This is a genomic window from Streptomyces desertarenae (assembly GCF_042681365.1).
GTDB lineage: Bacteria > Actinomycetota > Actinomycetes > Streptomycetales > Streptomycetaceae > Streptomyces > Streptomyces desertarenae.
On sequence record NZ_JBHUFU010000001.1, the window covers coordinates 786283 to 811022 of the forward strand.

A 24740-nucleotide genomic window follows, 5' to 3' on the forward strand; every position below is an offset into this window, starting at 1 on the left:
GAACGCCTTCTTCTGAATGGCGTTTTCGCAGGTCAGGGCATATCTCGGGGCTTGACAACAGCCCCCGGATCGTGCTCCGGGGTGTCGGCGGGACCGGGAATTCGCAGGTGGGAGGGGGTGTTCGCGAGGCCGGAATCGCGCACCCAAGCGCTCCGGAGAGGTTGACCGAAACACCCGTACGTCCGTTTTGTCGGAATCTGCGATCCGGATGAACGAGCCATCCGAATTGATCAACCGGAGGGAGGGAGCGGCCGCCGGGCGATTTCCGGTGAAGCTTCCGTGCGCCCTTCCCGCGGACTTCCCGGGAATGCGCGTAATCGTTCGCACGGACGTGCAGTCGATATTCGGCCCCTCCCCGCCCCCGGGCCCCCCGCGCCGGCCGCCCCACCGGTCCCCGCGGCCCCCGCCGGATCGCGGCGGGGACCGGGACGGGGACCGGCGCGGGGCCGGAGTGCGGCACTCGGACGTCCCTGGGGCGGGTCGGGTGCGGAAGCCTCCGGAGGGCTCGGTACGCTGAGGCCGCCTATCAGACCATCCACCCGCAAGGAGTTGCCGCCGCCGTGAGCAGCAGCCTTCGACGCGGCGCCCTCGCCGCCAGCGCCATCGCGCTCTCGATCGCGTCCCTGACCGCCTGCGGGGCCGGGCCGAACGCCCAGAGCCTGGACATCGTCCTCGACAACGCCTCGGCCGAAGTCGACGAGATCAAGGTCCGGAACGTCAACGTCATCACGTCCGAGGACGGCGAAGGGCCCGCGAGCGTCTCGGCCCGCATCTACAACGAGGGGACCGAGGACGAGACCCTGGAGTCCGTCACGGTCGGCGGCCGGGAGGTGGAGCTGAGCCCGGCCGAGGGCCGGCAGGAGCTGACCGTCCCGGCGGGCGGCTCCCTGGCCCTCGGCGGTGAGGGCAACGCCGCCGCACTGATCGAGGACCCCGCCGCCGCGGGCATCGCGAACGGCAACGCGCAGGAGCTGGCCTTCGAGCTCAGCTCGACCGGCCGCATCGAGCTGCGCGCCACCGTCGTCCCGGCGGAGGGCACCCTGGTCCAGTTCGGCCCCAGTGGCGCCCCCTCCCCCACCGCCCAGCCGACCGAGGGCCCCTCCGCCACCCCGGACCCCTCCGCCACGGGCACGCCCGGCGGATCCGGCGAGGAGGACGACCAGCCGGGGGCCGACGAAGGCGCGAACGACTCCGGCGACGACGACACCCAGGGCGAGATCGGCGGCGAGGAGAACGACGGCCAGAACTGACCGGCGCCGCCCCGGCCGCACACGCGCAGCGGGGCCGCTCCCTTCGAGGGAGCGGCCCCGCTGCGCACTCGGGTCCGGCGGCCGCGGCGGTGCGCCGGCGGACACCGGGGCCCGTCAGGGCTCGAACTTGTAGCCCAGCCCGCGCACCGTCACCAGGTAGCGCGGCGCGCTCGGGTCCGGCTCGATCTTGGCGCGCAGCCGCTTGACGTGGACGTCCAGCGTCTTGGTGTCGCCCACGTAGTCGGCGCCCCAGACCCGGTCGATGAGCTGCATCCGGGTCAGCACCCGGCCGGCGTTGCGCAGCAGCATCTCCAGCAGGTCGAACTCCTTCAGCGGCAGGTCGACCTTGGTGCCGCCGACCGTCACCACGTGCCGGTCCACGTCCATCCGCACCGGCCCGGCCTCCAGCGCCGCCGGCACCGACTCCTCCGGCTCGCCGCGCCGGCGCAGCACGGCCCGGATGCGGGCCACCAGCTCGCGCGAGGAGAAGGGCTTGGTGACGTAGTCGTCGGCCCCTATCTCCAGGCCGACGACCTTGTCGATCTCGCTGTCCTTGGCGGTCACCATGATGACCGGGACGTTGGAGCGGCCCCGGAGCTGACGGCAGACCTCCGTGCCCGGCAGGCCGGGCAGCATCAGGTCGAGCAGCACCAGGTCCGCTCCGTTGCGCTCGAACTCCTCCAGCCCGTCCGGGCCCGTGGCCGCCACGGCCACCTCGAAGCCTTCCTTGCGGAGCATGTACGACAGTGCGTCGCTGAACGATTCCTCGTCCTCGACGACGAGCACTCGGGTCACGGGAGGACCTCCGGGGCGGGATCAGAGTGGTGATCGTTGGGATCGTGGGGGGTACGGGGGTTGCCGCGAGAACGCTCGCGCAGCGTGGGGGGGCGGATGCCGGCGGCGCCGGCTCCGCCGGTACCGCCATCGTCGGGGCGATCGCCGGGGCCGTCGAGGCGGCCCGCGCCGTCCGGAGCACGCGTACCGCCGTCGGGGTCCGTGCCGCCGTCGCCGGTCCCGTCGTCCTCGTCGTCGTACTCCTCCGGCTCGCGCAGCGCACCGCTGAGCCGGTTCCTCTCGCGCCGCTCGGCCTCGCTCCGCTCCCGGGCGCTGGCCGCCTCCGGCAGGCGCAGGGTGAAGGTGGAGCCCTGTCCCTCGGCGCTCCACACCGTGACCTCCCCGCCGTGCGAGGCGGCCACGTGCTTGACGATGGCCAGGCCCAGACCGGTGCCGCCGGTGGCCCGGGAGCGGGCCGGATCGACGCGGTAGAAGCGCTCGAAGATCCGGTCCTTGTCCTTGTCGGAGATGCCGATGCCCTGGTCGGTCACCGCGATCTCGATCATGTCGCCGCCCGGCGCGGCGACCCGCCGCCCCGAGATGCCCACGCGGGTGCGGGACGGGGAGTAGTTCACGGCGTTCTCGACGAGGTTGCCCAGCGCCGCGGCGAGCTGGCCGCGGTTTCCCCAGACGTGCAGGTCGGCGGTGCCGCCGGTGGCCATGGTGATCTGCTTGGCGCTCGCCGCCTGGCGGCAGCGGTCGATGGCCTCGGCCACCAGTTCGTCCACCCGGACCGGCTCGGAGTCCTCCAGGGGGTTGTCGTTCTGCACCCGGGAGAGGTCGATCAGCTCCTGGACGAGGTTGGTCAGCCGCGTCGCCTCGTTCTGCATGCGGCCGGCGAAGCGCTCCACCGCCTCGGGGTCGTCGGAGGCGTCCATCACCGCCTCCGACAGCAGCGACAGCGCGCCGACCGGGGTCTTCAGCTCGTGGCTGACGTTCGCGACGAAGTCGCGGCGGACGGCCTCTATGCGGCGGGCCTCCGTCAGGTCCTCCACCAGCAGCAGGACCAGCCGGGAGCCCAGCGGCGCCACCCGCGCGGAGACGGCCAGCGCCTCGCCCCGCCCGGTGCCGCGGCGCGGCAGGTCCAGTTCGACCTGGCGGATCTCGCCGTCCCGGCGCGTGTCGCGGGCCATCTGGAGCATCGGCTCCACCGCCAGCTTCCCGCCCCGCACCAGCCCGAGGGCGTACGCGGCCGAGCTGGCCTTGACCACCGCGTCGGACTCGTCGAGCACGACCGCGGACGACCGGAGCACGGACAGTACGGTGTCCACACCGGGCGGCAGCACGGCCTCGGTGTGCAGCGAGCTGCGCGTGGGGCGGGCCTGCTCGCGCTCGCTCCAGCGGAACGCGAGCATGGCGATCACGCCGGTGCACACCCCGGCGACCGCTGCCGCTGCGGCGACCGCCGCGTTCACGTCCATGCGTCCAGGTTATGCGGGCTCCGGAAGGTCCCCACAGCCGTTCGAGGGCCTGCTCGAACAGACGTCTCCGAGAGTTCACGTCGGTGTCGGTGGTGGTTCACTTGGGGTGGCCGAGCCGGACGTGTTTCGGACGGAGCGTGGGAGCGTAGGGGAGAACCGGGGGCCCGCGCGCCGCGCGGAAGGGCCCGCGGTCCCCGGCGAACGTCATGCGAGGGAAGGACAGTCATGCGGGACGCTTACCACGAGGAGTTGGACTCGATCGGTGACAGCCTGGTCGAGATGGCCCGGCTCGTCGGCTCCGCGATCGGCCGCGCCACCACGGCGATGCTGGACGCGGACCTCAATCTCGCCGAGAGCGTCATCGCCGCGGACGAGAAGGTGGACAACCTCCAGCGGGACCTGGAGACCAAGGCGATAAACCTGCTGGCCCGCCAGCAGCCAGTCGCCACCGACCTGCGGATCGTCGTCACCTCGCTGCGGATGAGCGCCGACCTGGAGCGCTCCGGCGACCTGGCGCAGCACGTCGCCAAGGTGGCCCGGCTGCGCTTCCCCGAGTCGGCGGTGCCGCGCGACCTCCAGGCGACCATCCTGGAGATGGGCCAGCTCGCCCAGCGCCTGATGGCGAAGGCGGGCGAGGTCATCATCACCAAGGACGTCGACCTGGCCCTCCAGCTCGAGCAGGACGACGACGCGATGGACCTCCTCCACCGCACCCTCTTCCAGCACCTGATGGACGACCGCTGGAAGCACGGCATCGAGACGGCCGTGGACGTCACCCTGCTCGGCCGCTACTACGAGCGCTTCGCCGACCACGCGGTCTCCGTCGCCCGCCGCGTCGTCTACCTGGTCACCGGCGACTACGCGGACGAGGTGGACCCCGCCGCGGCGGCCGCCGCGGAGAGCGCGGAGCAGGGGGCCGGAGCGGCCGGCGGCGCCTGACGCCGAGGGGCGCCGCGCGGGGGCGCGGGGACACGGGGGTGGTGCGGCCCGCGGGGCGCGCGCCCGACCTGCGGATCCGTCGCCCTGGAGGCGCCCGGGGTCCTCGAAGCGCTCCCGGCCCAGGCCCGCGTGCCCCCGGCTTGCGGGCAGGCGGCACGCGCCACCGCGCGCCGTTGACGCGCTCGCCGGTGGAGGACGTCAATGGGTGGCGAGGCGAGCCGGTGGACGGCCGGCGAGACACGGAGGAGGACTCATGGCGGACTTCCCGACTCCCCCCGCGGCGGCGGAACTCCAGGGCGCGCGGCCCGCGCCGCCCCTGCCGGGAGCGTGCGGCTGCGGCTCGGGGTGCTCCTGCGGGTGCCAGTCCGGCGGCAGCTGCAGGTGCGGCGGCAGCTGCTGAGCCACCGCTCCGCAGGGGAGCGCACGGAGACGAAGCGGGGCCCGGCCGTCACCGGCCGGGCCCCGCGCCGCGCTCCCGCACCCGGGACTCCCCCACCGGGGGGACTTCCCCCACCGGGGGGACTTCCCTCACCGGGAGGCGGCGTCCTCCTTCTCCGCCGTGCGCTGGAGCGTCCCCAGCACGCCCTTCGGGCTGCCGTCGGCCAGGACGGCCTGCCCGATGTGCTCCTTGATCTCCTCACCGACCGCGGTCCAGGAGACCTTGTGGCTCGGGTGGAACTCGGCCGTCCCGAGCCGGTCCAGGAACGGCTGCATCCGCCGGTGCTCCGCGTCGCGCGCCATCCGCTCCGTCGCCGAGACGGTGACCGGCAGCATGGTGTGGCGGGCGGCGAACCGGTGGTGGTTCTCCTCCGCGTAGACGTGGTCGAGGAAGGCGCCCACGGCCTCGTCGTTCCCCTCTTTGCGGAACGCGAGCATCCAGTGGGCGGACCCCATGGTCGTCCGCGACGGGCCCGTGCGGCCCGGCACCGTGGTCATCCCGTACCCGATGCCCGCGGCGTCGGCCTGCCGCATCAGCGACAGGCTGCCGTTGAGCATGCCGACCTTCCCCTCCGCGAACAGGCCCGAGAGCGCCTGGCGGCCGGTGAGGGCAGGGTTGGCGGTCGTCAGTCCCGTGCCGACGAGTTCGTCGCGCAGCCAGCTCATCGTCTGGACGTTGGCGGGCGCGTCGATGGCGTACATGCCGCCCTCGCCGGTGAAGCCGCCGCCGTTGCCGAGCATCCAGGTCATGGCCTCGACGTGCGCGTCCTTGGAGCCGAGCGCGAGTCCGTAGGGGACGTCGACGCCGGCGGCCCGGAGGGCGAGCGCACAGTTCCTCAGCTCCGCCCAGGTGCGCGGCGGCCGTTCCGGGTCCAGGCCGGCCGCGGTGAACAGCGCCTTGTTGTAGAAGAGGAGCTGGAGGTTGACGGCGAACGGCAGCGCGTACCGCACGCGGCGCATCTCGCCCGCCGAGGCCAGGGCCGGGACGAAGTCGGCCTGGACCGGGATGGAGAGCACCTCGTCGGTCACGTGGAGCCGGCCCGCGGCCGCGTGCCCGGCGAACGAGGCGATCTGCGCGATGTCCGGCGGCTCCCCCCTGCCGGCCAGCTCCGCGACCTTCCGCTCGGCCACCCTGGCGGAGTGGACGGCCACCTCCACCTCGATGTCCGGGCGCTTCTTCCGGAAGGAGGCGACCACCTCCTTCCAGTACGCCCGGGTGAGGCCGTCCCCCTCGGCGCCCCCGTAGTCCGTGGCGATCATCGTCAGGGCGGCGCTCCCGGAACGGGCCGTCCCGCCCTCCCCGCACCCTGTCGCCGTCCAGGCGATAGATCCGGCCACTCCTGTCGCCAGGGCCAGGAACCGTCTTCGCCGCATCGTGCCACCCCTCAGCTGAACCGGTATTGCTCCTGATCGGGCACCACAGGGGCGCCGAGCCGGGAATCTGTCCGGGAAACAGGGCATGGCGCCCTCGGAGGGGCCTTCACAGGCTGGCTGAAAAGTAACGATCGGCGGAGGCTCCGACCAGACCGAACGGTGGACCGATACACAAACGAGTCCAACGCCCGGGTACCGGGCGAAACAGCCGGGGGCGCGTGCGCTCACCGGTGGCCGCCCGCCGTCCGGCCCGTCCGCGGGCCTCCGGCCGGTGGGGCCGGGCCGCGGGCAGACAGCAGCGCGGCGCGGCGGCCAGGGGCCGCCGCGCCGCAGGTGCGGTGTTCCGGGGGGGTCCGGACCCGGGTGTCCGGACCGCCCGTCAGCTCACCGTGAGGTTGGAGCTGCCGCTGCTCTGGTATCCCTCCGTCGCGAGGATCATGTAGTAGCTGAAGTTGCCCAGGCGCATGCCGTAGCGGGACCACGCGTCGAAGTGGTTGCCGGTGGTGATGGTCCCCCCCGTCCTCTTCGACTGGCGGACGCTCCAGTACTGGTTGAAGGTCTTGGTGCCTTCCACGGAGGGGGCGTTGTACCGCGTCGTCTGGTAGACGTCGTACGTGCCGCCGTCACTGGTGACCGTGCCCTTGTACGTTCCCGTGGGCCGGTAGGTGCCCCAGTTGTCGACGATGTAGTACTCCACGAGCGGGTTCGACGTCCACCCGTAGAGGCACAGGTAGCCGTTGCCGGACGGGTTGAAGCTGCCCGAGTAGCGCACGGTCCTGCGGCTGCCGTTGCTCCAGCCCTTGCCGCAGACGAAGTTCCCGGTGTTCCGCCATGAGGTGCTGTAGCTGCCGCCGGACCCCATGGTCATGGAGACCGATCCGCCGCCGTCGGTCCAGAACGAGTAGTAGTAACCGTTGTGGGTGCCGGTCTGGTTGGTGGTGATGGTCTGGGCGTGGGCGGTGCCGGGCAGCACCAGTCCGGCGGACGCGCCCAGGGCCAGGGCGCCGGCTCCGCCGATGAAGCCTCGGCGGCTGACCGGGCGGGCGGGGGCCTTGTCCTCGTCCTCGTACATGCTTCCTCCTCGTGGGGGCTGCGGGAAGCCGGGCTCACGACGCGACCCGGCGGGTCCGTCGGTGGCCAGGGGATGCCGACCGTGCGTCGACGTCGTGCAACACAGCGGGGCTCGGCCGGTCGTCGTGCGCCCGACGACCGGAGGACCGGATCGCGGTGGGCGATCCGGCTCGACAGCGGTGGGGCCTGTCGATGGCGTTAGGTTGGCTTGACCCCGTCAAGTTGTCAACGGTTTCCGCAAGGTTAACGGAAGCACCGTCCGAGGGGTGGACTTCCCAGAGCCTCGTTCCCCCTGTTCACCGGCCTTTACTGGCCAGTTGAGGTTGAGGAGCGCCAATTCCCGCCTCGGTTTGACGACGAAGTGGAAGACGCTTCGGACCGAAAGTTTCGGAGAAATTCCGGATCATGTGGGGCGGGGAGGGCGGTCGGCGACGGCCACCGCCGGCCGCCCTCCCGCGGTCGGCGCGGCCCGAACCGCTCCGGCCGGCTCGGAGCGCTGACGACCACTCGACCGAACCGGTCCGCGCACAGGGCCGGACGGCCGCCGTGACCTCCACGTCGAAGGCGTTCTCCCCCGCCGCGGACGGCAGGCCCAGGACCCGGTCGAGCACACGGCCCCGGAGGCCGCAGCCGGTGGTGCCCGGGACGGCGAACGGCCCGTTCGTGACCAAGCGGCCGGTCATCACCGTCCCGACGGGCGGCCACATCCGGCACGGCGCACTCGACGAGGACGCGTGGAAGCCCGCGCTTGCCGCGGCCGGTGTGATCCCGACACCGGAGCCCGGCGAGGCGTACGAGGCGTCGGGGCGGACGCGCAAGGCGGCCGCTGCGGCCTTCAGGAAGAGGCGGGCCGCCCGAATCGGACGGGACCGTCGTAGCAGCCCGGCCGGGCGAGTGGAACGGAGCTGAAGGGTCCGGGTTGCCGCCGGGGCATCGGCAGATCAGGAGAGCGCCTCGGTGACGGCATTCCTGACGGAACGGCCCACAAGCGGCCCGGAGACGGTGCGGAGCCCCCCGCCGGCGGCAAAGCCGGCAGGGGGCTCGGGGGCTCAGCTACAGCGCGTGGTTACTTCTTGCCCTGGTTCTTCACGGCCGGTTCCGCAGCCTGCGTCTGCTCGACCGACCAACGCTCTGACCTGCGGCTGAGCCGTCAGCGGTTGTCATCTTTGGTCACCGCCGGCCGCCTTCCGACGGCCCAACGACGGCCCAGCAAGCCGGTTGGCATCGCGCACTCGGGCAGGGCCATACCTGAGCAGGCACCGTTCGCGTGATTTTTTCGTCCCGAACAGGTTCGGACGGATCGGTGACCGACTCCTCCGCTATTTCTGCAGGTCATAGGGTTGGGCTGGGATGGCCTCGGTCGGTCTGGACACCTTGGCCCCGGGCTCGGGAATGCGCCAGACGATTCGGACCTGCTTGTCGAGGGGGAGCGAGGGGCCACTGACGTAGATGCGGTGGATGAGGTAGAGAATGGCCAGCCGGAGTGCCTCGGGCTCGATGTCGTCCAATGTCGCCACCGTCGCTCGGCTCAGCTTGTTCACCTGGCGGACGATGCGTGGCTCGGCTTCGAGGGGGCCGAGCTCGGCGACAACCTCCGGTTCGAGTTTGCCGTCCTCGCGCATGGCCAGGATCGAGCGCTGCATTAGGCCGGGCTCGGCTTCGATCCGGTCGAGAATACGGGCGAGGACGTAATCGTGGATCACGTCCGCCTCGATGCGGCCATGCTCCTCGCCCGTACAGCTCGGACACCCCCCGCACTCCACGGGCCCGACGGGGTCGTCCTCTGGCCCTTCGTCGGCTTGCCGAGTGGAGAAGAAGCATGAGGCCACCCACATGATCTCGGCCCGGCTTAGCTCCAGGTCTTCGGCGGTCCACAGGTCAGGGTCGGCGGGTCCGCTGCTTCCTCCCTCCCCTGGTATCGGAATCTCGGAGCGCATCAGGGACTCCAGGCTGACGAGAACCGGTTCCCAGTCTTGAGTGCTGAGTAGCAGCGTCGCCACCGCGTCCCCCGGGCGTTTCCAGAAGATGAGGTCCTCGTCCTCGCCGTTGACGAAGTGCAGAACGTGGTCCGCCGGGTCGAATTCGGCTCCGGACATCTCACCCAGGTGGGTGAGGAAGGCCTGTCGTCCTCGGTAGCGTCCGACGTAGCGTCGGGCCTGATCGACGAAGAACTCGATGGTGGTGTCGTCCAGCACCGCGTTGGGACTGATGCCGATGAAGCGCGGTGGATTGAGGGGACCGAACCGGCGGAGCTGTTGGGTGGCGTTCGCCCAGTACAGCCTTTTGGCATCCGGGTCGTACACCACGCAGTAGACAGGGATGTTCCCGTTTGCCCAGGTGTCGCCATGCTGGTCGACAGGCACCGCGTAGCCGTTGCCTCGGCGCCAGCTGCCCCCACCCTTGACTTGGACCTTGATCGTGTCGCTCGTGACATCCCCGTTGTCGGTGAAGGTGACGTAGAGGTCCTCGCCGAAGTCGTTCTGCCCGGATATCTCCTGGACGATGTGATCGTGCTCTTCGAGCAGGGCACGCAGCACGTTCACCGCAGTCTGCCCTACGCGCCGCCCTTTCGGGATCTTCGGCATACCACTCTCTCCGGCGGTTCCTCGTTGGCCCCGGGCGGATCCGGGGCAGTGTTGTCCATGATCATCCTGCCTCACGCCTCTGACATCGGGCCCCAGCGAAGAGGGGATGTCAGGGCCCGCTGCGGTCCGAGAGGGGGCACGGGCACCCCAGACTTGGAGCCAGCCAGCAGAGGGGCAGACGGGGCTCGGGATAGCGAGTGACCATGGCCGTCGGTGACGGGGGCCGAGAACGAGGCCGGCTCCCAAATGGCCTCAAGCGGGCCCAGGGACAGGTCAGGTCCCTGATCTAGTGTTTCCTGTGTCGGGTGACGGAGTCTGAACTCGCGATCTCTCCGTCCCGAACTACCGGAGGTGCGGTCGCTGAGGTCCTCGCCCGGTCATCTGGCCGCTGGGATTCGCTGACGTTCGCTTGCGGTCGTGCTGGTTTCTGTACTCCATGCTGTACGGCAACGGTTCCAGAGGTTCCATGTGCCTCAGATTTTCCTGCAGTTCAGACCCTTTGAAGCGTCCCATTGCCCCTCATCGGTCCGCGAATGGTCCGCAACTGGTCAGGCGGCCACCGTGGGCGGTACGGGGACGGCACTCGGCGTGTGCTCCCTCTGCGCGCCGGATGCCCTCTTGCGTACATCGTGTGCACAGAGCACGGTTTCAGATAATGCTGCTCGGCGCTCCGGCGCCACCAGGGGAGGGGCGGTGCCTCGTGGGCTCAGCCAGTTCGTGGGCGCATAGGACCTTTGGTGATGTGGCCAACCAGCTGGTGGATGTCATCCCGGCCTGCCTCCTGCGGGCTCATAGAAGAGCTCGCAACGGCCACGAGGGAGTCCACACCCAGACCTTGGAAGCGTATGGCCACGGCTTGTACGCTGTGCAGTACGAGGAACTCGCTGCCGGCCTCGGCGCCGTCGAGAAGGCCACACCTGTACGTCTTCAGGGGCGGACCGTGATGATCGTCGCCGGCCATGTGATCTACCCGATCCGCTACGCGAAGAGGGACGTCCCTGTCACAGCAGCTCGCCTGCGGCGGGCGACAGGGTTCCGCGCGGAACTGATCCGGCGCCACGGCCCAGAGCCCATGCAGCAGGCACTCGACCTGGGCCTCGACGAGCTCGAAGAACCCGAAACCCACCCCGACCTTGGACTTCTTCCCGAAGACACCCGCCTCGTCCTGGTCGCCTACGCATGCTCCATGGAGCAGGGCGTGATGCGTATTGAATGGGGCTCCGCGGAACTGCGCCGGGAAGACAGATACCTTATCTGGCACCACCATGAGCCTTTGCCTGTGGAGGGGCGGCCTCAGTAGCGCTATACACCTGGCATTGGCCTCTGCTTTGTAAGCCCGCTCCACCCTCGGCGTGGTAGAGCCCACCCACGCACACGCGAGCCACCCACGGCCGCCCATTGCTGCTGCTGTCTGTGACCGTTGATGTCAGCGTTGGATGTCGATGGAACACCTCCGGTACCGAACAGACCTCCATTGGCTCGGCCGGTCAGCCCACCTACCCAGGGCGCGATGGGGCGAACTTCACTTTTAGGAAACCAGTGGATCTGGCGATGCGTGGCTCTGCAGAACAGAACACATAGATACCGAAGACACTCAACTGTCGCTTCTCGCAGAGTGGATCGACGAGGCGGCTCAGGCTCAGACCAGCTTCGCGGCTCAGCGATCGCTCAACAAACGCATCCCAATCAGCGAGCATCGAGGCGCTCTCGATGAAGAGAACTCCCGAGACCACTGCGCGGAAATCAGCAGCTTGGACGTTCGCATACCAGGTTCAAGTGGTCGAAAATAGCGGTAAATAGCGGGCCCAGATCGTGCCCTGCCTTGATGACCCAGACGGCTCTTCGGTACCTCCACGCGTTAGGGAAGTCCCCGACGCTGATGCTCAAGTGTGGTCGACCCTGAGTAAAAAGTGTCGTCTAATTTCGGCAAAGCAAGGCTGCACCACCTTCTCTTTGAAAGAAGATTCGGGAACGTCTACGACCATGCAATCCAAGCGTCGCGGCCCTACCTTCAACTCTCACAGGAGTGGACTGAGTGGCTTGACGTAGAAGAAGCGCTAAGCATTTCCCTCCGTTTGGCGCGAACCGTTGGCGAGAAGGACCTAGCCGCTCAGGTCATGGACAAAATGCTCAACACAATAAACCAGGTAATCGCGGGAGAAAGGGACGTGCCTGGTGTTGTTCTGAGGCTCCTCCGTCCTCTTGTTGGTGAACGCACAGCCCCTGGGGGCCTGAATGCCCTAAGGGCTGTCCCGTAATTGATCTTCGACTTGTCTCGGGCATGGCGGACTGCCGTACGGCCCGCCGCCCTATCCGGCGAGGGCGAGGTTGTGCATCCGGGCGATGCCGAGCATGGCGTGGTGGACGCCGTCGCCTTCGAGGCGGCAGTCGCGGAGGATCTTCCAGGTCTTCATGCGGGCGAAGGCGTGCTCGATGCGGGCACGGACCTGCTTGTGGGACCGGTTGCGTTCTTCCTTCCAGTCCGGGAATTCGGTCTGGCCGCGCTCCCTGCAGTGCGGGATGACGAGTCCGGTGCCCCGGTAGCCGCCGTCGGCGATCGTCAGGGTCCTGCCGACGGCGACCTTGGCGCCGGATTCCTCCCATGCCTTGCAGTCGTTGCGGTTCCCGGCGAGCGGTTGGCCGACCACGACGACCAGGCGGGTGTCGGCGTCGATGACGACCTGGTGGTTGGTGGAGTACCGGTGGTTCTTCGACCGCTCGGCGATGGTGTGATCCCGGGTGGGGACCAGGGTGCCGTCCACGATGAGCACGGTGTCCTTGGCGAACCGCTTGCGGGGTTTGAGGGCGAGCATCGGCCCGAGATGGTCGATGATCCGGTCCGCCGCCTACTTGGACATTCAGAACAGCGGGGCGAGCTGGCGCATGGTCAGGTTCGTGCGCCAGTACGTCGCGACCAGCAGTGCCCGGTCCTCCAGCGGGAGGCTCCATGGCCGGCCTTTGCGGACCATATCCGCGCCCTCGCGCCGCAGAAGCGTCACCAGCTTCCCGAAAGCGCGTGGGCTGAGCCCGGTGAACGGGGGTACCCAGGACGGCTCCGACGCCGTGATCACACCAGCCACAACCAAATCATTTCAGCCGTCCTATCATCCGATCCAAGAAGACGAGCAGCCGTCGAGGGGGCAGATAGGGATGGCCGCAGCACGCATGGCAGCAGCTGTGCTGGTGACATGGGCCGCGCTGATCGCGCTCCTACTCGCGCCGTCGCCCCTGCCAGAGCAGTGGCGCCACTACATCTACTCTCCAGCGAGCGTGGGATTGTGGCTGCTGGCCATGCTTGTCGCGCCCGTCGTGGTCTGTGCAGTCAAATGGCCATGGATCAAGTCGGGCGGTAGGTGAGCCCTCGACCTGCATACGAGCTCGCGGACTATCCCGTAACGGCTGGTCATCGATAACGGGACAGCTCTTAGGGAGACTCCCTTCCTCTTCACGGGTCTCGGAGCTGCCACGCTCGCGGCTTGGGCCGGTGTGTCCACCGCCGTCACGACGATGGCGGTCATCCCGATCCTGTTCGAGATCACCGTGCATCTCCGGCGCGGCCCGCATCGTTGTTGATCCTGCTCTGACGGCCCCGCCACGGCCCAGATGTCGCAGCGAAGCCCCCTGCCAACGGAAAGCCGCTGGTAGGGGGCTTCTTCGGCTCCGGCTGCTACTTCTTGCCCTGGTTCTTCACGGCCTCGATGGCGGCCTTCGCCGCCTCCGGGTCGAGGTAGGTGCCGCCCGGGTTGACCGGGTGGAAGTCGGCGTCCAGGTCGTAGGAGAGCGGGATGCCGGTGGGGATGTTCAGGCCCGCGATGTCGGCGTCCGAGATGCCGTCGAGGTGCTTGACCAGCGCGCGCAGGCTGTTGCCGTGCGCGGCGACCAGGACGGTGCGGCCGGTGAGCAGGTCCGGGACGATCGCGTCGTACCAGTACGGCATCATCCGGATCACCACGTCCTTGAGGCACTCGGTGCGCGGACGCAGCTCGCTGGGGATCATCGCGTAGCGCGGGTCGTCGCTCTGCGACCACTCGGCGCCGTCCTCCAGCTCCGGCGGCGGCACGTCGTAGGAGCGGCGCCACTGCATGAACTGCTCTTCGCCGAACTCGTCGCGGATCTGCGCCTTGTTCTTGCCCTGCAGGGCGCCGTAGTGGCGCTCGTTGAGGCGCCAGGAGCGGCGGACGGGGATCCAGAGGCGGTCGGCGGCCTCCAGCGCGATCTGGGCGGTGCGGATCGCGCGCTTCTGGACGGAGGTGTGGACGACGTCGGGGAGCAGGCCGGCGTCCTTCAGCAGCTCACCGCCGCGGGCCGCCTCCTTCTCGCCCTTCTCCGTCAGGTTGACGTCCACCCAGCCGGTGAACAGGTTCTTCGCGTTCCACTCGCTCTCGCCGTGGCGGAGGAGGATCAGCTTGTACGGTGCGTCGGCCATGCCCCCGAGCCTAATCGAACGTCCGGGGGCCGGTGCGGTGCGGCCGACTGGCGAGACGTCCGCGCCGCGGCGGCGGGTCCCCGGGGGCGGCGGGGCGCCGATTGACGGCGGGCGTCAATCCGGTGGCGTGGGCGGCCGCGCATTATGTAACGTGCGCTTGGCGGTTGCGACTATTACACATGGCATCGCGTTCGTCCCGCCCGTCCCAGACGCACAGCTGCACACGGAGGCGTGTCATGCCCATTCCCAGAGGCTTGTCGAAGACGGTCTCCGGGCTCCCCCGGACGTTCTGGTGGCTGTGGACCAGCACCCTGGTCAACCGGCTCGGCGCCTTCGTGGCGACCTTCCTGGCGATGTACCTCACCGTCGAGCGCGGCTACTCGGCCACGTACGCCGGCCTCGTCGCCGCGCTGCACGGCCTGGGCGGGGTGGTCTCCTCCGTCGGCGCCGGGGTGCTGACCGACCGGCTGGGCCGCCGTCCCACCCTGCTGCTGGCGCAGCTCGGAACCGCCGTCTCCGTCGCCGTGCTGGGCTTCATGACCCACCCCGCGGCCATCGCGGGCGTCGCCTTCGCCGTGGGCGCGACGAGCAACGCCTCGCGGCCCGCGGTGCAGGCGATGATCGCGGACATCGTGCCGCCCGAGGACCGGGTGCGGGCCTTCTCCCTCAACTACTGGGCCATCAACCTGGGCTTCGCCGTCTCGGCCTCGGCCGCCGGGCTCATCGCCGAACACGGCTACCTGGCGCTCTTCCTGGGCGAGGCGGCGATGACGCTGGTCTGCGCGGTGCTGGTCTACGTCCGGATCCCGGAGTCGCGGCCGGGGCACGGGGCGGAGGGCGGCCGGGACGGGACGGGCGCGGCCGGCACCGAGGACGGCGGCCGGGAGCGGGTGTCGATGGCCACGGTGCTGCGGGACGGGCCGTTCATGGCGGTGGTGGGCCTGAGCTTCCTGGTCTCCACCCTGTTCACGCAGGCGTTCGTGACCCTGCCCGTGGACATGGCCGGCAAGGGGCTGAGCAGCTCCGACTACGGGCTGGCCGTCGCGGTCAACGGCGTGCTGATCGTCGCCCTCCAGCTTCCGGTCACCCGTTTCATCGAGCACCGCGACCCGGCCCGGCTGCTGGTGGTCTCCTCGCTGCTGACGGGGCTCGGGTTCGGACTGACGGCCTTCGCCGGTTCGGTGGGCGCCTACGCGCTGGCCATCTGCGTGTGGACCCTGGGCGAGATGGTCAACGCCCCCACCCAGACGGGCCTGGTGACGCGCATGGCACCGGCCCACGGCCGGGGCCGGTACCAGGGGATGTACACGATGTCCTGGTCGGTGGCGGCGCTGGTGGCGCCGCCGGCGGGCGGCGCGGTGCTCGACCTGTGGGGATCGGGCGTGCTGTGGGGGCTGACGGCGCTGGTCGGCGCGGTGGCGGCGGTCGGCTACCTGGTGCTGATGCGGGTCACGGCGCGCCGGGAGGCGGCCGGGTCCGGGGCCGCCGCGGGCACGGGCGGCCCGGGTGCGGACGGCGCGGTGGCCGGTGCGCAGGACGTGCGGCCCACCGCCCCGGTGGAGGGGTGACGCCCCGCCCGGGCGGCGGGCCGGCGGGTGCCGCGGGGCCGGGACCTGTCCGGCCGATCGCCCGGAGGTCGCCGACGCGTTCACGGGGCAGTCGTTGACGCCGCCGGTCGACCGGAGTCGGGAAACACGGGGGGCACCGAACGGCGGGACCGTATCCTGAGGCAGGCGACGCAGGCACTGCCGCTGTGTCGCAGCCGTCCGTCGCCACCCACGCCGGGCACCGGATGCCCGGCGAACGATCGGGAGTTGACCATGATCAGTCTGGCCGCAGTGGGGGGAGTGGCCCTGGTCGAACTGGGCATGGCGCTGACTCCGGGACCGAACATGATCCACCTCGCCTCCCGCGCGATCACCCAGGGCCGCAGGGCGGGCCTGGTCAGCCTGAGCGGGACCGCCGTGGGATTCCTGTGCTACCTGCTGGCCGCGGCCGCCGGCCTGTCCGCGTTGTTCGCCGCCGTACCGCCGGCGTTCACGGTGGTCAAGCTCGCCGGGGCCGCCTACCTGGCCTACCTGGCCTGGGACATGCTCAGGCCCGGTGGCCGCTCACCCTTCGCGCCGTCCCGAGACCTGCCTCCCGTCTCCGACGCCCGCCTGTTCTCGATGGGACTCCTGACCAACCTGCTCAACCCCAAGATCGCTCTGATGTACGCCGCTCTCCTGCCCCAGTTCATGGATCCGCAGGCGGGTCCGGCCTGGGCGCAACTGCTGCAGCTCGGTGCTGTGCAGATCATCGTGGGGATCTCCGTGAACGCTCTGATCATGCTCGGCGCAGCACGGGTGTCGGGGTTTCTGGCTGCCCGGCCCCGCGTGATGGCCGCTCAGCGGCTCACGGCAGGCGGCTTGCTCGGTGTCTTCGCGCTGCACACAGCCCTGTCCCGTACGCCTGGTTCGGCCTGAGCCGTGCCCGTGCGCCCGTGGGGTACCGGTGCTGCCGTGACCGGCCGGGCACACGGGGCTAGGAGGCCAGGTCGCGCAGGGCGGCGCGGATCGCCCCGGTGGCCCCGGGCGTGAGGATCACCGAGTAGTGGTTGGCGCCGGGCACGCACCGGACGTCCACGCCCCCGACATCACCCCGGGGCCCCAGCCCGGCCGCGGCGAGGCGCTGCTCGTCGTACAGGCCCTGCGGTTCGTCGAGCATGCCCCGCTCGGCCCACAGCAGCACCAGGGGCACCGCGGCCGAGGCCGCGCGGACGGCGCCGAGCACCTCCGGGTCGGCCAGGACGTCCGCGCCGTCGGCGCGCACCGCGTCCAGCACGCAGCTGCTGCGCAGCGCCGGCTCCCTCCCCACCAGGTCGCGGTCGACCTGCTCCCGGACGGCGTCGCACCAGTGGGGGCCCAGCGCCGGGTGCTCGCGGAAGAAGGCGCGGTACGCCTCCCGGTCGGGGAAGGTCATCGACAGCCGCCGCATCGCCGGGCCGATCACGGCCTCCAGCAGCCCGTCGATGTCCGTGCCCTCAGGGGCGGGGAAGCCCACGCCGCCGTCCACCAGGACCGCTCCGGCGATCCGGTCCGGATGCCGGGCGGCGGCCAGCGCGGCGGTGAAGGCGCCCATGGAGTGGCCGACCAGCACCGCGCGCTCCAGACCGAGGTGGTCCAGCAGGGCGAGGACGTCCTCGACGTGGGTGCCGAGCCCGTACGGCCCCGGCAGCCCGGCACTGCCCGCCCGGCCCCGCAGGTCCGGCGCGTGGAGCGGAACGTCCAGCGCCTCGGCCAGCGCCCCGAAGGCGCGGCCGTTGGCGGTGATGCCGTGCAGGGCGACCACCGGCTCGCCCGCGCCGGGCCAGTGGGAGACCGCCAGCTCGCCCCCGCGCACCGGGACCCTCAGCTCCCGCGCCCCGCGTCCGCCGCGCACCGTCATCCCCCGGCTCCCTTCCCCGTCCTCCGCCACGGCAGCGGGCGCCGCACCGACGCCACGCCGCCCGGTGCCGCGTACACCGCGACCACGAACAGGGTGCCGAGGACGACCATCGGCTCCGACAGCGGGGCCCGCAGGAACTCCGGCAGCCCGTGGACCTGTTCGGAGCTCGCCAGCACCGCCAGGCGCTGGTCGAGGAAGGTGAACAGCACCCCGCCGAGCACCGGCCCCCAGCGGGTGCCGCTGCCCCCCAGGACGACCATCACCAGCAGGGTGAGGGTGAACTGCGGGGTGCTGGAGTGCGGTGTGGCGCCCGCCGTGACCAGCAGGTGCACCGCCCCGCCCAGCACCCCGAGGACGGAGGCCAGGACGAACACGCCGAGCTTGTGGCGGAACGGGTCGTGGCCCAGGACGGCCACCCGCTGCTCGTTGTCGCGGACGGCCTGCCAGATCCGGCCGACCGGGCGGGAGACGGCCGTCCACACCACGGCGGCGACCAGTGCCAGGTAGGCCAGCGCCAGCCAGTAGACGTGGGCGGTGTTCTGCACGCCGACGAGCGCCGCGGGCACGCCGTCGGTGGGCAGCGGCAGCCCTTCCTCGCCACCCGTCAGACCGCCGGGGTTGCGCTGCACCCAGATCGACCCGGCCTGGGCGAAGGCGAGCGTGACCATGGCGAAGCCGATGCCGCCCAGGGCCAGGCCGCGCAGCGAGACCGCGCCCAGCAGCACCGCGGCGGCGGCGCCGCCGGCCAGGGCCAGCAGGACCGCGGGCAGGAGGTCCAGACCGAGTTCGGACATGGCGAGCCGGGTGCCGTACGCACCGCCCGCGACGTAGAGGGCGTGGCCGAAGGAGAGCAGTCCGGTGCGGCCGAACATCAGGTCGTAGCCGAGCGCCAGCCCCCCGAAGACCAGGCACAGGGCGAGGAGCTGGAGGGAACCGGGCGAGTTGACCGGGCCGTCGAGCAGGACGGGGACCTCCAGCGCCGAGTACGGCAGCAGGGCCAGCACGGCCAGGACCGCGGCCGGCGCGGCCAGGCCCCGCCACCGCGGGCGGGCGGCGGACGCGGCCGGGGACCGGGGCGGGGCCGGGTCCGCCCCGGTGCCGGCGGGGGATGCGGTGGGGGTGGAAGGGGCCGTCACGCCGTTCCTCCAGCGAGTCGGGGGGCGGGCCGGGCGAGGACGACCGCGGCGAGCAGGACGACGACGGCGAAGTCGCCGTAGCCGTCGGCGTAGTAGTTGGCGTACTGCTGCACCAGGCCGACGGCGAGCGCGGAGAGCGCCACGCCGGGGATCGACCCCATGCCGCCGATGACCACCACGACGAAGGCGAACACCAGCAGCGAGGTGCCCTGGTGGGGGGAGAGCGAGCCGAAGTAGAGCCCGCCGAGCACGCCCGCGAGTCCGGCGAGCGCCCCGCCGATGGCGAAGACGAGGGTGAAGGCGCGGGTGACGTCGACGCCCAGGGCGGTGACCATCGCCCGGTCCTCCACGCCCGCCCGCACGATCAGCCCGTAGCGGGTGCGGGAGAGGAAGAGGGTGACGGCCGCCAGCACCAGTCCCGCCGCCGCGATCAGCACGAAGCGGCTGGCCGGCACCTGAGCGCCCAGTACCCCGACGGTGCCCGACAGCGCCTCGGGGACGGGGAAGGGGCGGGAGTCCGCGCCCCAGACGGCCTGGACGAGGGCGGGGACGGCGAGGGAGAGGCCGACGGTGACCAGGATCTGCTCCCGGGGCCGGCCGTAGAGGCGGCGGATGAGGACGAGTTCGACGGCGACCGCCAGCAGCGCGCCGGTGGCGGTCCCCACCAGCGCCGCCAGGGCCAGGCCGCCGGTGCCGCCGACCGTCTCGGCGGTGCGCCAGGCCGCGTAGGCGGCGACGGTGAGGAAGGCTCCGTGGGCGAAGTTGAGGACGTCCATCAGACCGAAGATCAGGGCGAGGCCGGAGGCGATGAGGAAGTACAGGGCGCCCAGGCCCAGTCCGGTGAGGGTCAGCAGGACCAGGGTGCTCATCGGGGGGTCTCCTTCCGGGCCTTCTCCGCGGCCTTCCCCGCCTCCGCCGCCCGCTCCCCCGGCGGTGTCCGGCCCGGTCCGGTGCCGCGGCCGGGCGCGGTCGCGGGCGCGTTCCCGCGGCGGCCGACGCCGAGCAGGGCGGTGGTGCGGTCGCGGTCGGCGAGCAGTTCGCCCGCGTCGCCGGTGTGGACGGTGCGGCCCGCGTCCAGCACCACCGCGTCGCGCGCCAGGCGCCTCACGACGGCCAGGTTCTGCTCGACGAGCAGCAGGGGCACGCGTTCGGCGGCGCGCTCCAGGGCCTCGGCGACCTCGGTGACGACGCGGGGGGCCAGGCCCTTGGTCGGCTCGTCGACGATGACCAGGCGGTTGTCGTTGAGGAGGGCGCGGGCGAGGGCGACCATCTGCTGCTGGCCGCCGGAGAGGGTGCCGGCGCGCTGCCGGCGCCGGGCCTTCAGTTCGGGGAAGAGGTCGTGCACCAGGTCGTAGTGGTGCGGTCCGCCGCCGCGTTCGGCGAGGGCGAGGTTCTCGGCGACGGTGAGCCCGCCGAACACCCCGCGGTCCTCCGGGACGTAGCCGACGCCGCGCCGCACCACCGTGTGGGTGCGGTGGCCGGTGACGTCGGTGCCGCCGAGGACGACGGTGCCGGCGGTGATCCGCCCGTCCTCGGGCAGCAGGCCCAGGACGGAGCGGACGGTGGTGGTCTTGCCGACGCCGTTGCGGCCCAGCAGGGCGGTGGTCCCGGTGGGCGCCACGTCGAAGCCGACGCCCTGGAGGATGCGGGACCGGCCGATGCGCACCCGCAGGTCGCGCACCGACAGGACGGGGGCGCGCCCGGGGTCCGTGCTCACAGCTCCTCCCCCACGTACGCCTCCTGGACGGCCGGGTCGGCCATCACCGCGTCGGGTGTGCCGACGGCGAGCAGGGTGCCGTGGTGCATCACGGCCACCCGGTCGGCCAGGCCGAGCAGGACGTCCATGTGGTGCTCGACCATCAGCACGGTGCGGCCCTCGGTGCGGTGCAGGGCGCGGATGACGCCGGTCAGCTCGCCGACCTCCTCGGCCGCGACGCCCGCCATGGGCTCGTCGAGCAGCATCAGCCGGGGGCCGCCGGAAGCCGCGCCGAGGGTGGGGGCGAGCAGCATCGCCAGCTCCAGCTTGCGCTTGTCGCCGTGGGAGAGGCCCGCGGCGAGGTCCCCGGCGCGGTGGCCGAGCCGTACGCGCTCCAGCACGGCCCGCACGCCCCGGCCGTCCTCCGCGGCCCGTCCCGCGCCCGCCGCCCGCGCGGCCAGGGCCACGTGCTGGGCGACGGTCATGGTCGGGAAGACGGAGGAGGACTGGAAGGTGCGGCCCACGCCGCGCCGGGCGCGGCGGTGCGGGGGCAGGGAGGTGATGTCGGCCCCGTCCAGGCGGATGGTTCCGCCGGTGGGGCGGGCGATGCCGGAGAGCAGGTTGAACAGGGAGGTCTTGCCGGCGCCGTTGGGTCCGATGACGGCGACGAACTCGCCCTCGCCGACGGCGAGGTCCACGCCGTCGACGATGGCCGCCGCCCCGACGGACCAGCTCAGTCCGTTCAGTTCGAGGACGGCCATGCGCTCAGCCGATCCTCTTCTCGGCGGGGGCGGCGTCCTGCGGGTCCACGGTGTGGACCACGGACGGCTCGTCCCCCTCGAAGGCGGCCTGGAACATGGGCTGGACCAGGGCGTGGTCGCCCGGCCGCACGGTGTTCACTCCCTTGACGCCGGAGAAGGTGAAGCCCTCCAGGGCCTTCACCATGGCGTCGGTACCGCCGTCCGCCCCGGCCTCGCGGACGGCCCGGGCGACCATCTGGGCGGCGTTGAAGCCGTCGGGGGTGAACAGGTCGGTCTTCCAGCCCTTCCGCGCGAAGTACTCCTCGGCGGCCTTCGCCTCGGGGGTGTCGGTGGCGCCGGGCACGTAGTGGGCGAGGAGGGTGACCTTGTCGCGGGCCCTGCCGAAGACCGGGTAGGCGGCGCGGCTGTCGAGTCCGGTGACGACGGTGGCGGCGTCGAGCACGCCCTGCTGGTCGAGGGTGGTCCACATCGACCGGGCGGTGTCGCCGGCCCAGGCGACGAAGACCATGTCGGGCTCCGCGGCCTTGACCTTGGTGGCGGTGGGGGTGAGGTCGGTGGCGCTGGGCGGGGCCAGGACGGGGGTGACGGTGGCGCCGCCCCGGCCGAGCACGCTCTCCACGGCCGCGACGTTGGCCTGGCCGAAGGCGTTGTCCTGGGCCAGGACGACGACCTTCCCGCCCCCGCTCCCGCCGCCCTTCTGCCGCAGCAGGATCTGCTGGGCGGTGGCGACGTCCTGGAAGGTCTGGCGTCCGGAGCGGAAGGTGTACCTGTTGGCGGCGGTGAGGACGTCGGTGGCGGCGGGGCCGGAGATGTAGAGGACCTTGTTCTGGGCGGCGACCGGGGCGATCTGGGTGGCGACGCCGGAGGCGGCCGTGCCGGCGATGATCTCCGCGCCCCGGCCGGCGCTCTTCTTGGCCAGGGAGACGCCCTTGGCGGGATCGCCGGCGTCGTCGTACCGGCTGACCTCGATGGTGACGCCGTCGATCTTCCCGGTGCCGCCGGTGGCGTGGTCGAGTCCCGCCTCGAAGCCCTGGAGGTACTGCTCCCCGTAGGAGGCCAGCGGGCCGCTGGTGGAGGTGATCAGGGCGACCTGGACCTTCTGCGCGCCGTCGCCGCCGGACGCGGCGGTGCCGGGACTGGAGCAGGAGGTGGCGAGCGCGGCGGCCACGACTGCCGCGGCGAGGGAGGTGGTGGCGGTTGGGCGCATGGCGGGGCGGCTCCTCGGCGGATCGCGTGACGGCCGGACGCGGCCGGTTCGTCGTGGTGACGCCTGGCAGCGTCCGCCCCGCGCCGGGGTGGCGGCAATGTCCGCGCCGCACACAGGAAGTGCCCGGCCCGTGGGTCCGCGGCCCATGGTGCCGGGGAGGTCCGTCCGCCCCCGCCTCCCGGCCCGCCCCCCGCCCGCGGCGGGAGCGGGCCGGCGGGTCACTCGCCGCGCAGCAGGTGGGCGAAGGCGTCCAGGTTGCGTGTGGACTCGCCGCGCGAGGTGCGCCAGGCGTGCTCCCTGCGGATCGCCGAGGCGAAGCCCATCTCCAGCAGCGTGTTGAAGACCCCGTCGGCGTTCTCCAGGACGGCGCCGAGCAGCCGGTCCACCTCCTCGGGGGTGACGGCGGCCAGCGGCAGCCTCCCCACCAGGTAGATGTCGCCGAGCCGGTCGAGGGCGTAGCCCACCCCGTACAGGCGGGTGTTGCGCTCCAGCAGCCAGCGGTGGACCTCGGCGTGGTTCTCGTCGGGGCGGCGGATGACGAACGCGTTGACGGACAGGGAGTGCTTTCCGACGATCAGCGAGCAGGTGGTGGAGAGTTTGCGGGTGCCCGGGAGCGTGACGACGTAGCTGCCGCCGGACGGGCTCTCCCACGTCAGCTCCGCGTCGCGCAGCGCCTGTTCGATCGCGGCCTCGGCGGTGGCCGGTGTCGCACGTCCGGCGCGGTCGCCGGCGTGCCGCCGCCCACCGCCCGTTCCGTTGCCGCCCTTGCCGCCGTTCTCGCCGTTGTCGCTGTCACCGATGGGCATGGACCGATCGTAGTTGGCCGAGCCTGCGCCCGGCCGCCGCCTCGGCGCACGCCTCGGCGTACACCTCGGCGGTGGCGGCGGCGGCCGCGTCCCAGCCGAAGCCGCTCGCGTGCCGGGCCGCGGCCTCGCCCATCCGGGCGGTCAGGTCGGCGTCGCCGGCCAGCCGGCGCAGCTGCCGGGCGTATCCGGCCGGGTCGTGCCCGTGGACCAGGAAGCCGCTCACCCCGTCGCGCACCGCCACCGGCAGACCGCCGACGGCCGCCGCGACGACCGGGGTGCCGCACGCCTGGGCCTCGATCGCCACCAGTCCGAAGGACTCGCTGTGGGAGGGCATCACCAGCACGCTGGCCGCGCGGTACCAGTCGGCGAGGACGTCCTGCCCGACCGGCGGCCGGAAGCGCACGACGTCGGTGATGCCGAGCCGGGCGGCGAGCTTCTGGAGTTCCTCGGGCTTGGCCAGCCCGCTGCCGCTGGGTCCGCCGACGACCGGGACGACCAGGCGTTCGCGCAGGCCGGGGTCGTCGTCGAGGAGGAGCCGGACGGCGCGCAGCAGGACGTCGGGGGCCTTCAGCGGCTGTATGCGCCCGGCGAACAGGGGGACGAAGGCGTCCTGCGGCAGCCCGAGGCGGGCACGGGCGGCGGCGCGGCCGTCGGCGGGGCGGAAGCGCGCGAGGTCGACGCCGGGGTGGACGACGGCCGTGCGGCCGGGGTCGGCGTCGTAGTGGCGGACGAGCTCGCCGGCCTCCTCGGCGGTGTTGGCCACCAGCCGGTCGGCGGCCCGCACGATCTGCGTCTCGCCGATGACGCGGGCGGCCGGCTCGGGGGTGTCGCCCTCGGCGAGCGCGGCGTTCTTGACCTTGGCCATGGTGTGCATGGCGTGCACCAGGGGGACGCCCCAGCGCTGGGCGGCCAGCCAGCCGACGTGGCCGGAGAGCCAGTAGTGGGAGTGGACGAGGTCGTAGTGGCCGGGGCGGTTCCCGGCCCAGGCCTGCATCACGCCGTGGGTGAAGGCGCACAGCTGGGCGGGCAGGTCCTCCTTGGCCAGTCCCTCGTAGGGGCCGGCCTCCACGTGCCGCACCAGCACGCCGGGGGCGAGTTCGACGGTGGGCGGGAGGTCCCTGCCGGTGGCCCGCGTGAAGACCTCGACCTCGATGCCGTGGGCGGCGAGCTGCCTGGCCAGCTCGACGATGTAGACGTTCATGCCCCCGGCGTCTCCGGTGCCGGGCTGGTGCAGCGGCGACGTGTGCACGCTGAGCATGGCCACGCGCCGCGGCCGCCGCGTGAACCGGTGCCGCCGCCGAACGAGCCGGGTGGGATGCGGGCTCACCTGCGGTGCCTCCTCCGGGGTGGGACGCCGAGCGCGGTCCGCG

The 24740-nt window shown here is 71.9% G+C and carries 19 protein-coding genes and 1 pseudogene; 5 read left to right on the forward strand and 15 right to left on the reverse strand.

Going from position 1 to position 24740, the window contains the following annotated elements:
• Positions 1 to 560: 560 nt before the first annotated feature.
• Entirely contained in the window at positions 561 to 1250 is a 690-nt protein-coding gene (locus ACFSJS_RS03510; protein ID WP_380896500.1) for a copper chaperone PCu(A)C domain-containing protein, read from the forward strand.
• 114 nt (positions 1251 to 1364) lie between these two features.
• Here ACFSJS_RS03510 and phoP read toward each other — a convergent pair whose 3' ends face one another.
• Together phoP and ACFSJS_RS03520 are read right to left on the reverse strand one after the other, a co-directional pair.
• Positions 1365 to 2036 (reverse strand): two-component system response regulator PhoP, encoded by a 672-nt coding sequence (gene phoP, locus ACFSJS_RS03515; RefSeq protein WP_465269788.1) that lies wholly within the window; start codon positions 2034 to 2036, stop codon positions 1365 to 1367.
• Between the two features lie 5 nt (positions 2037 to 2041).
• Positions 2042 to 3505: a sensor histidine kinase gene (locus tag ACFSJS_RS03520; RefSeq protein WP_380896504.1), complete on the reverse strand. Its 1464-nt coding sequence runs from the start codon at positions 3503 to 3505 to the stop codon at positions 2042 to 2044.
• Between the two features lie 225 nt (positions 3506 to 3730).
• Between ACFSJS_RS03520 and phoU the strand changes: the two genes are divergently transcribed.
• Complete coding sequence (phoU, locus tag ACFSJS_RS03525) at positions 3731 to 4444, forward strand: phosphate signaling complex protein PhoU (RefSeq protein WP_380896506.1); 714 nt, start codon at positions 3731 to 3733, stop codon at positions 4442 to 4444.
• Between the two features lie 528 nt (positions 4445 to 4972).
• On the opposite strand, the gene ACFSJS_RS03530 is transcribed toward phoU, so the two are convergent.
• The 3 genes from ACFSJS_RS03530 to ACFSJS_RS03540 all read right to left on the reverse strand — a co-directional run bounded on the left by ACFSJS_RS03530 (position 4973) and on the right by ACFSJS_RS03540 (position 9912).
• On the reverse strand, positions 4973 to 6256 hold the full coding sequence (locus tag ACFSJS_RS03530; protein ID WP_380896508.1) for an extracellular solute-binding protein: 1284 nt from the start codon (positions 6254 to 6256) through the stop codon (positions 4973 to 4975).
• 379 nt (positions 6257 to 6635) lie between these two features.
• On the reverse strand, positions 6636 to 7328 hold the full coding sequence (locus ACFSJS_RS03535; RefSeq protein ID WP_380896510.1) for a glycoside hydrolase family 11 protein: 693 nt from the start codon (positions 7326 to 7328) through the stop codon (positions 6636 to 6638).
• Between the two features lie 1318 nt (positions 7329 to 8646).
• Positions 8647 to 9912, reverse strand: a complete 1266-nt coding sequence (locus ACFSJS_RS03540; protein WP_380896512.1) for a DUF4365 domain-containing protein — start codon at positions 9910 to 9912, stop codon at positions 8647 to 8649.
• Positions 9913 to 10567: 655 nt separating this feature from the next.
• Here ACFSJS_RS03540 and ACFSJS_RS03545 point away from each other — a divergent pair.
• Complete coding sequence (locus tag ACFSJS_RS03545) at positions 10568 to 11212, forward strand: hypothetical protein (RefSeq protein ID WP_380896514.1); 645 nt, start codon at positions 10568 to 10570, stop codon at positions 11210 to 11212.
• 1009 nt (positions 11213 to 12221) lie between these two features.
• Here the strand turns inward: ACFSJS_RS03545 and ACFSJS_RS03550 are convergent.
• Together ACFSJS_RS03550 and ACFSJS_RS03555 are read right to left on the reverse strand one after the other, a co-directional pair.
• Positions 12222 to 12992: pseudogene (locus ACFSJS_RS03550) on the reverse strand (transposase).
• A gap of 587 nt (positions 12993 to 13579) precedes the next feature.
• On the reverse strand, positions 13580 to 14338 hold the full coding sequence (locus tag ACFSJS_RS03555; RefSeq protein ID WP_380896516.1) for a phosphoglyceromutase: 759 nt from the start codon (positions 14336 to 14338) through the stop codon (positions 13580 to 13582).
• A 236-nt stretch (positions 14339 to 14574) separates the two neighbouring features.
• On the opposite strand from ACFSJS_RS03555, the gene ACFSJS_RS03560 reads away from it, so the two are divergent.
• Both ACFSJS_RS03560 and ACFSJS_RS03565 read left to right on the forward strand, forming a co-directional pair.
• Positions 14575 to 15906, forward strand: coding sequence for an MDR family MFS transporter (locus ACFSJS_RS03560; RefSeq protein WP_380896518.1), 1332 nt, complete (start codon positions 14575 to 14577; stop codon positions 15904 to 15906).
• A gap of 252 nt (positions 15907 to 16158) precedes the next feature.
• The gene (locus ACFSJS_RS03565; RefSeq protein WP_380896800.1) at positions 16159 to 16803 is read left to right on the forward strand and encodes a LysE family translocator; all 645 of its coding nucleotides are present in this window, start codon (positions 16159 to 16161) and stop codon (positions 16801 to 16803) included.
• Positions 16804 to 16861: 58 nt separating this feature from the next.
• On the opposite strand, the gene ACFSJS_RS03570 is transcribed toward ACFSJS_RS03565, so the two are convergent.
• From ACFSJS_RS03570 to mshA, 8 genes are all read right to left on the reverse strand, one after another.
• Complete coding sequence (locus ACFSJS_RS03570) at positions 16862 to 17764, reverse strand: alpha/beta hydrolase (protein WP_380896520.1); 903 nt, start codon at positions 17762 to 17764, stop codon at positions 16862 to 16864.
• The gene (locus tag ACFSJS_RS03575) at positions 17761 to 18900 is read right to left on the reverse strand and encodes a branched-chain amino acid ABC transporter permease (protein WP_380896522.1); all 1140 of its coding nucleotides are present in this window, start codon (positions 18898 to 18900) and stop codon (positions 17761 to 17763) included. Before ACFSJS_RS03575 ends, ACFSJS_RS03570 begins: the two co-directional genes overlap by 4 nt.
• Positions 18897 to 19769: a branched-chain amino acid ABC transporter permease gene (locus ACFSJS_RS03580; RefSeq protein ID WP_380896524.1), complete on the reverse strand. Its 873-nt coding sequence runs from the start codon at positions 19767 to 19769 to the stop codon at positions 18897 to 18899. The genes ACFSJS_RS03575 and ACFSJS_RS03580 overlap by 4 nt, the downstream gene beginning before the upstream one ends.
• Positions 19766 to 20617: an ABC transporter ATP-binding protein gene (locus tag ACFSJS_RS03585; protein ID WP_380896526.1), complete on the reverse strand. Its 852-nt coding sequence runs from the start codon at positions 20615 to 20617 to the stop codon at positions 19766 to 19768. Before ACFSJS_RS03585 ends, ACFSJS_RS03580 begins: the two co-directional genes overlap by 4 nt.
• Positions 20614 to 21357, reverse strand: coding sequence for an ABC transporter ATP-binding protein (locus tag ACFSJS_RS03590; RefSeq protein ID WP_380896528.1), 744 nt, complete (start codon positions 21355 to 21357; stop codon positions 20614 to 20616). The genes ACFSJS_RS03585 and ACFSJS_RS03590 overlap by 4 nt, the downstream gene beginning before the upstream one ends.
• 4 nt (positions 21358 to 21361) lie before the next feature.
• On the reverse strand, positions 21362 to 22564 hold the full coding sequence (locus ACFSJS_RS03595) for a substrate-binding domain-containing protein (RefSeq protein WP_380896530.1): 1203 nt from the start codon (positions 22562 to 22564) through the stop codon (positions 21362 to 21364).
• 218 nt (positions 22565 to 22782) lie between these two features.
• A complete protein-coding gene (locus tag ACFSJS_RS03600; RefSeq protein ID WP_380896532.1) occupies positions 22783 to 23370 on the reverse strand; it encodes a type III secretion system chaperone family protein in 588 nt (195 codons plus the stop codon).
• Positions 23357 to 24697 carry a D-inositol-3-phosphate glycosyltransferase gene (gene mshA, locus ACFSJS_RS03605; RefSeq protein WP_380896534.1) on the reverse strand — a complete coding sequence of 447 codons (1341 nt, stop codon included), beginning with the start codon at positions 24695 to 24697 and terminating at the stop codon, positions 23357 to 23359. The genes ACFSJS_RS03600 and mshA overlap by 14 nt, the downstream gene beginning before the upstream one ends.
• Between the last annotated feature and the right edge of the window lie 43 nt (positions 24698 to 24740).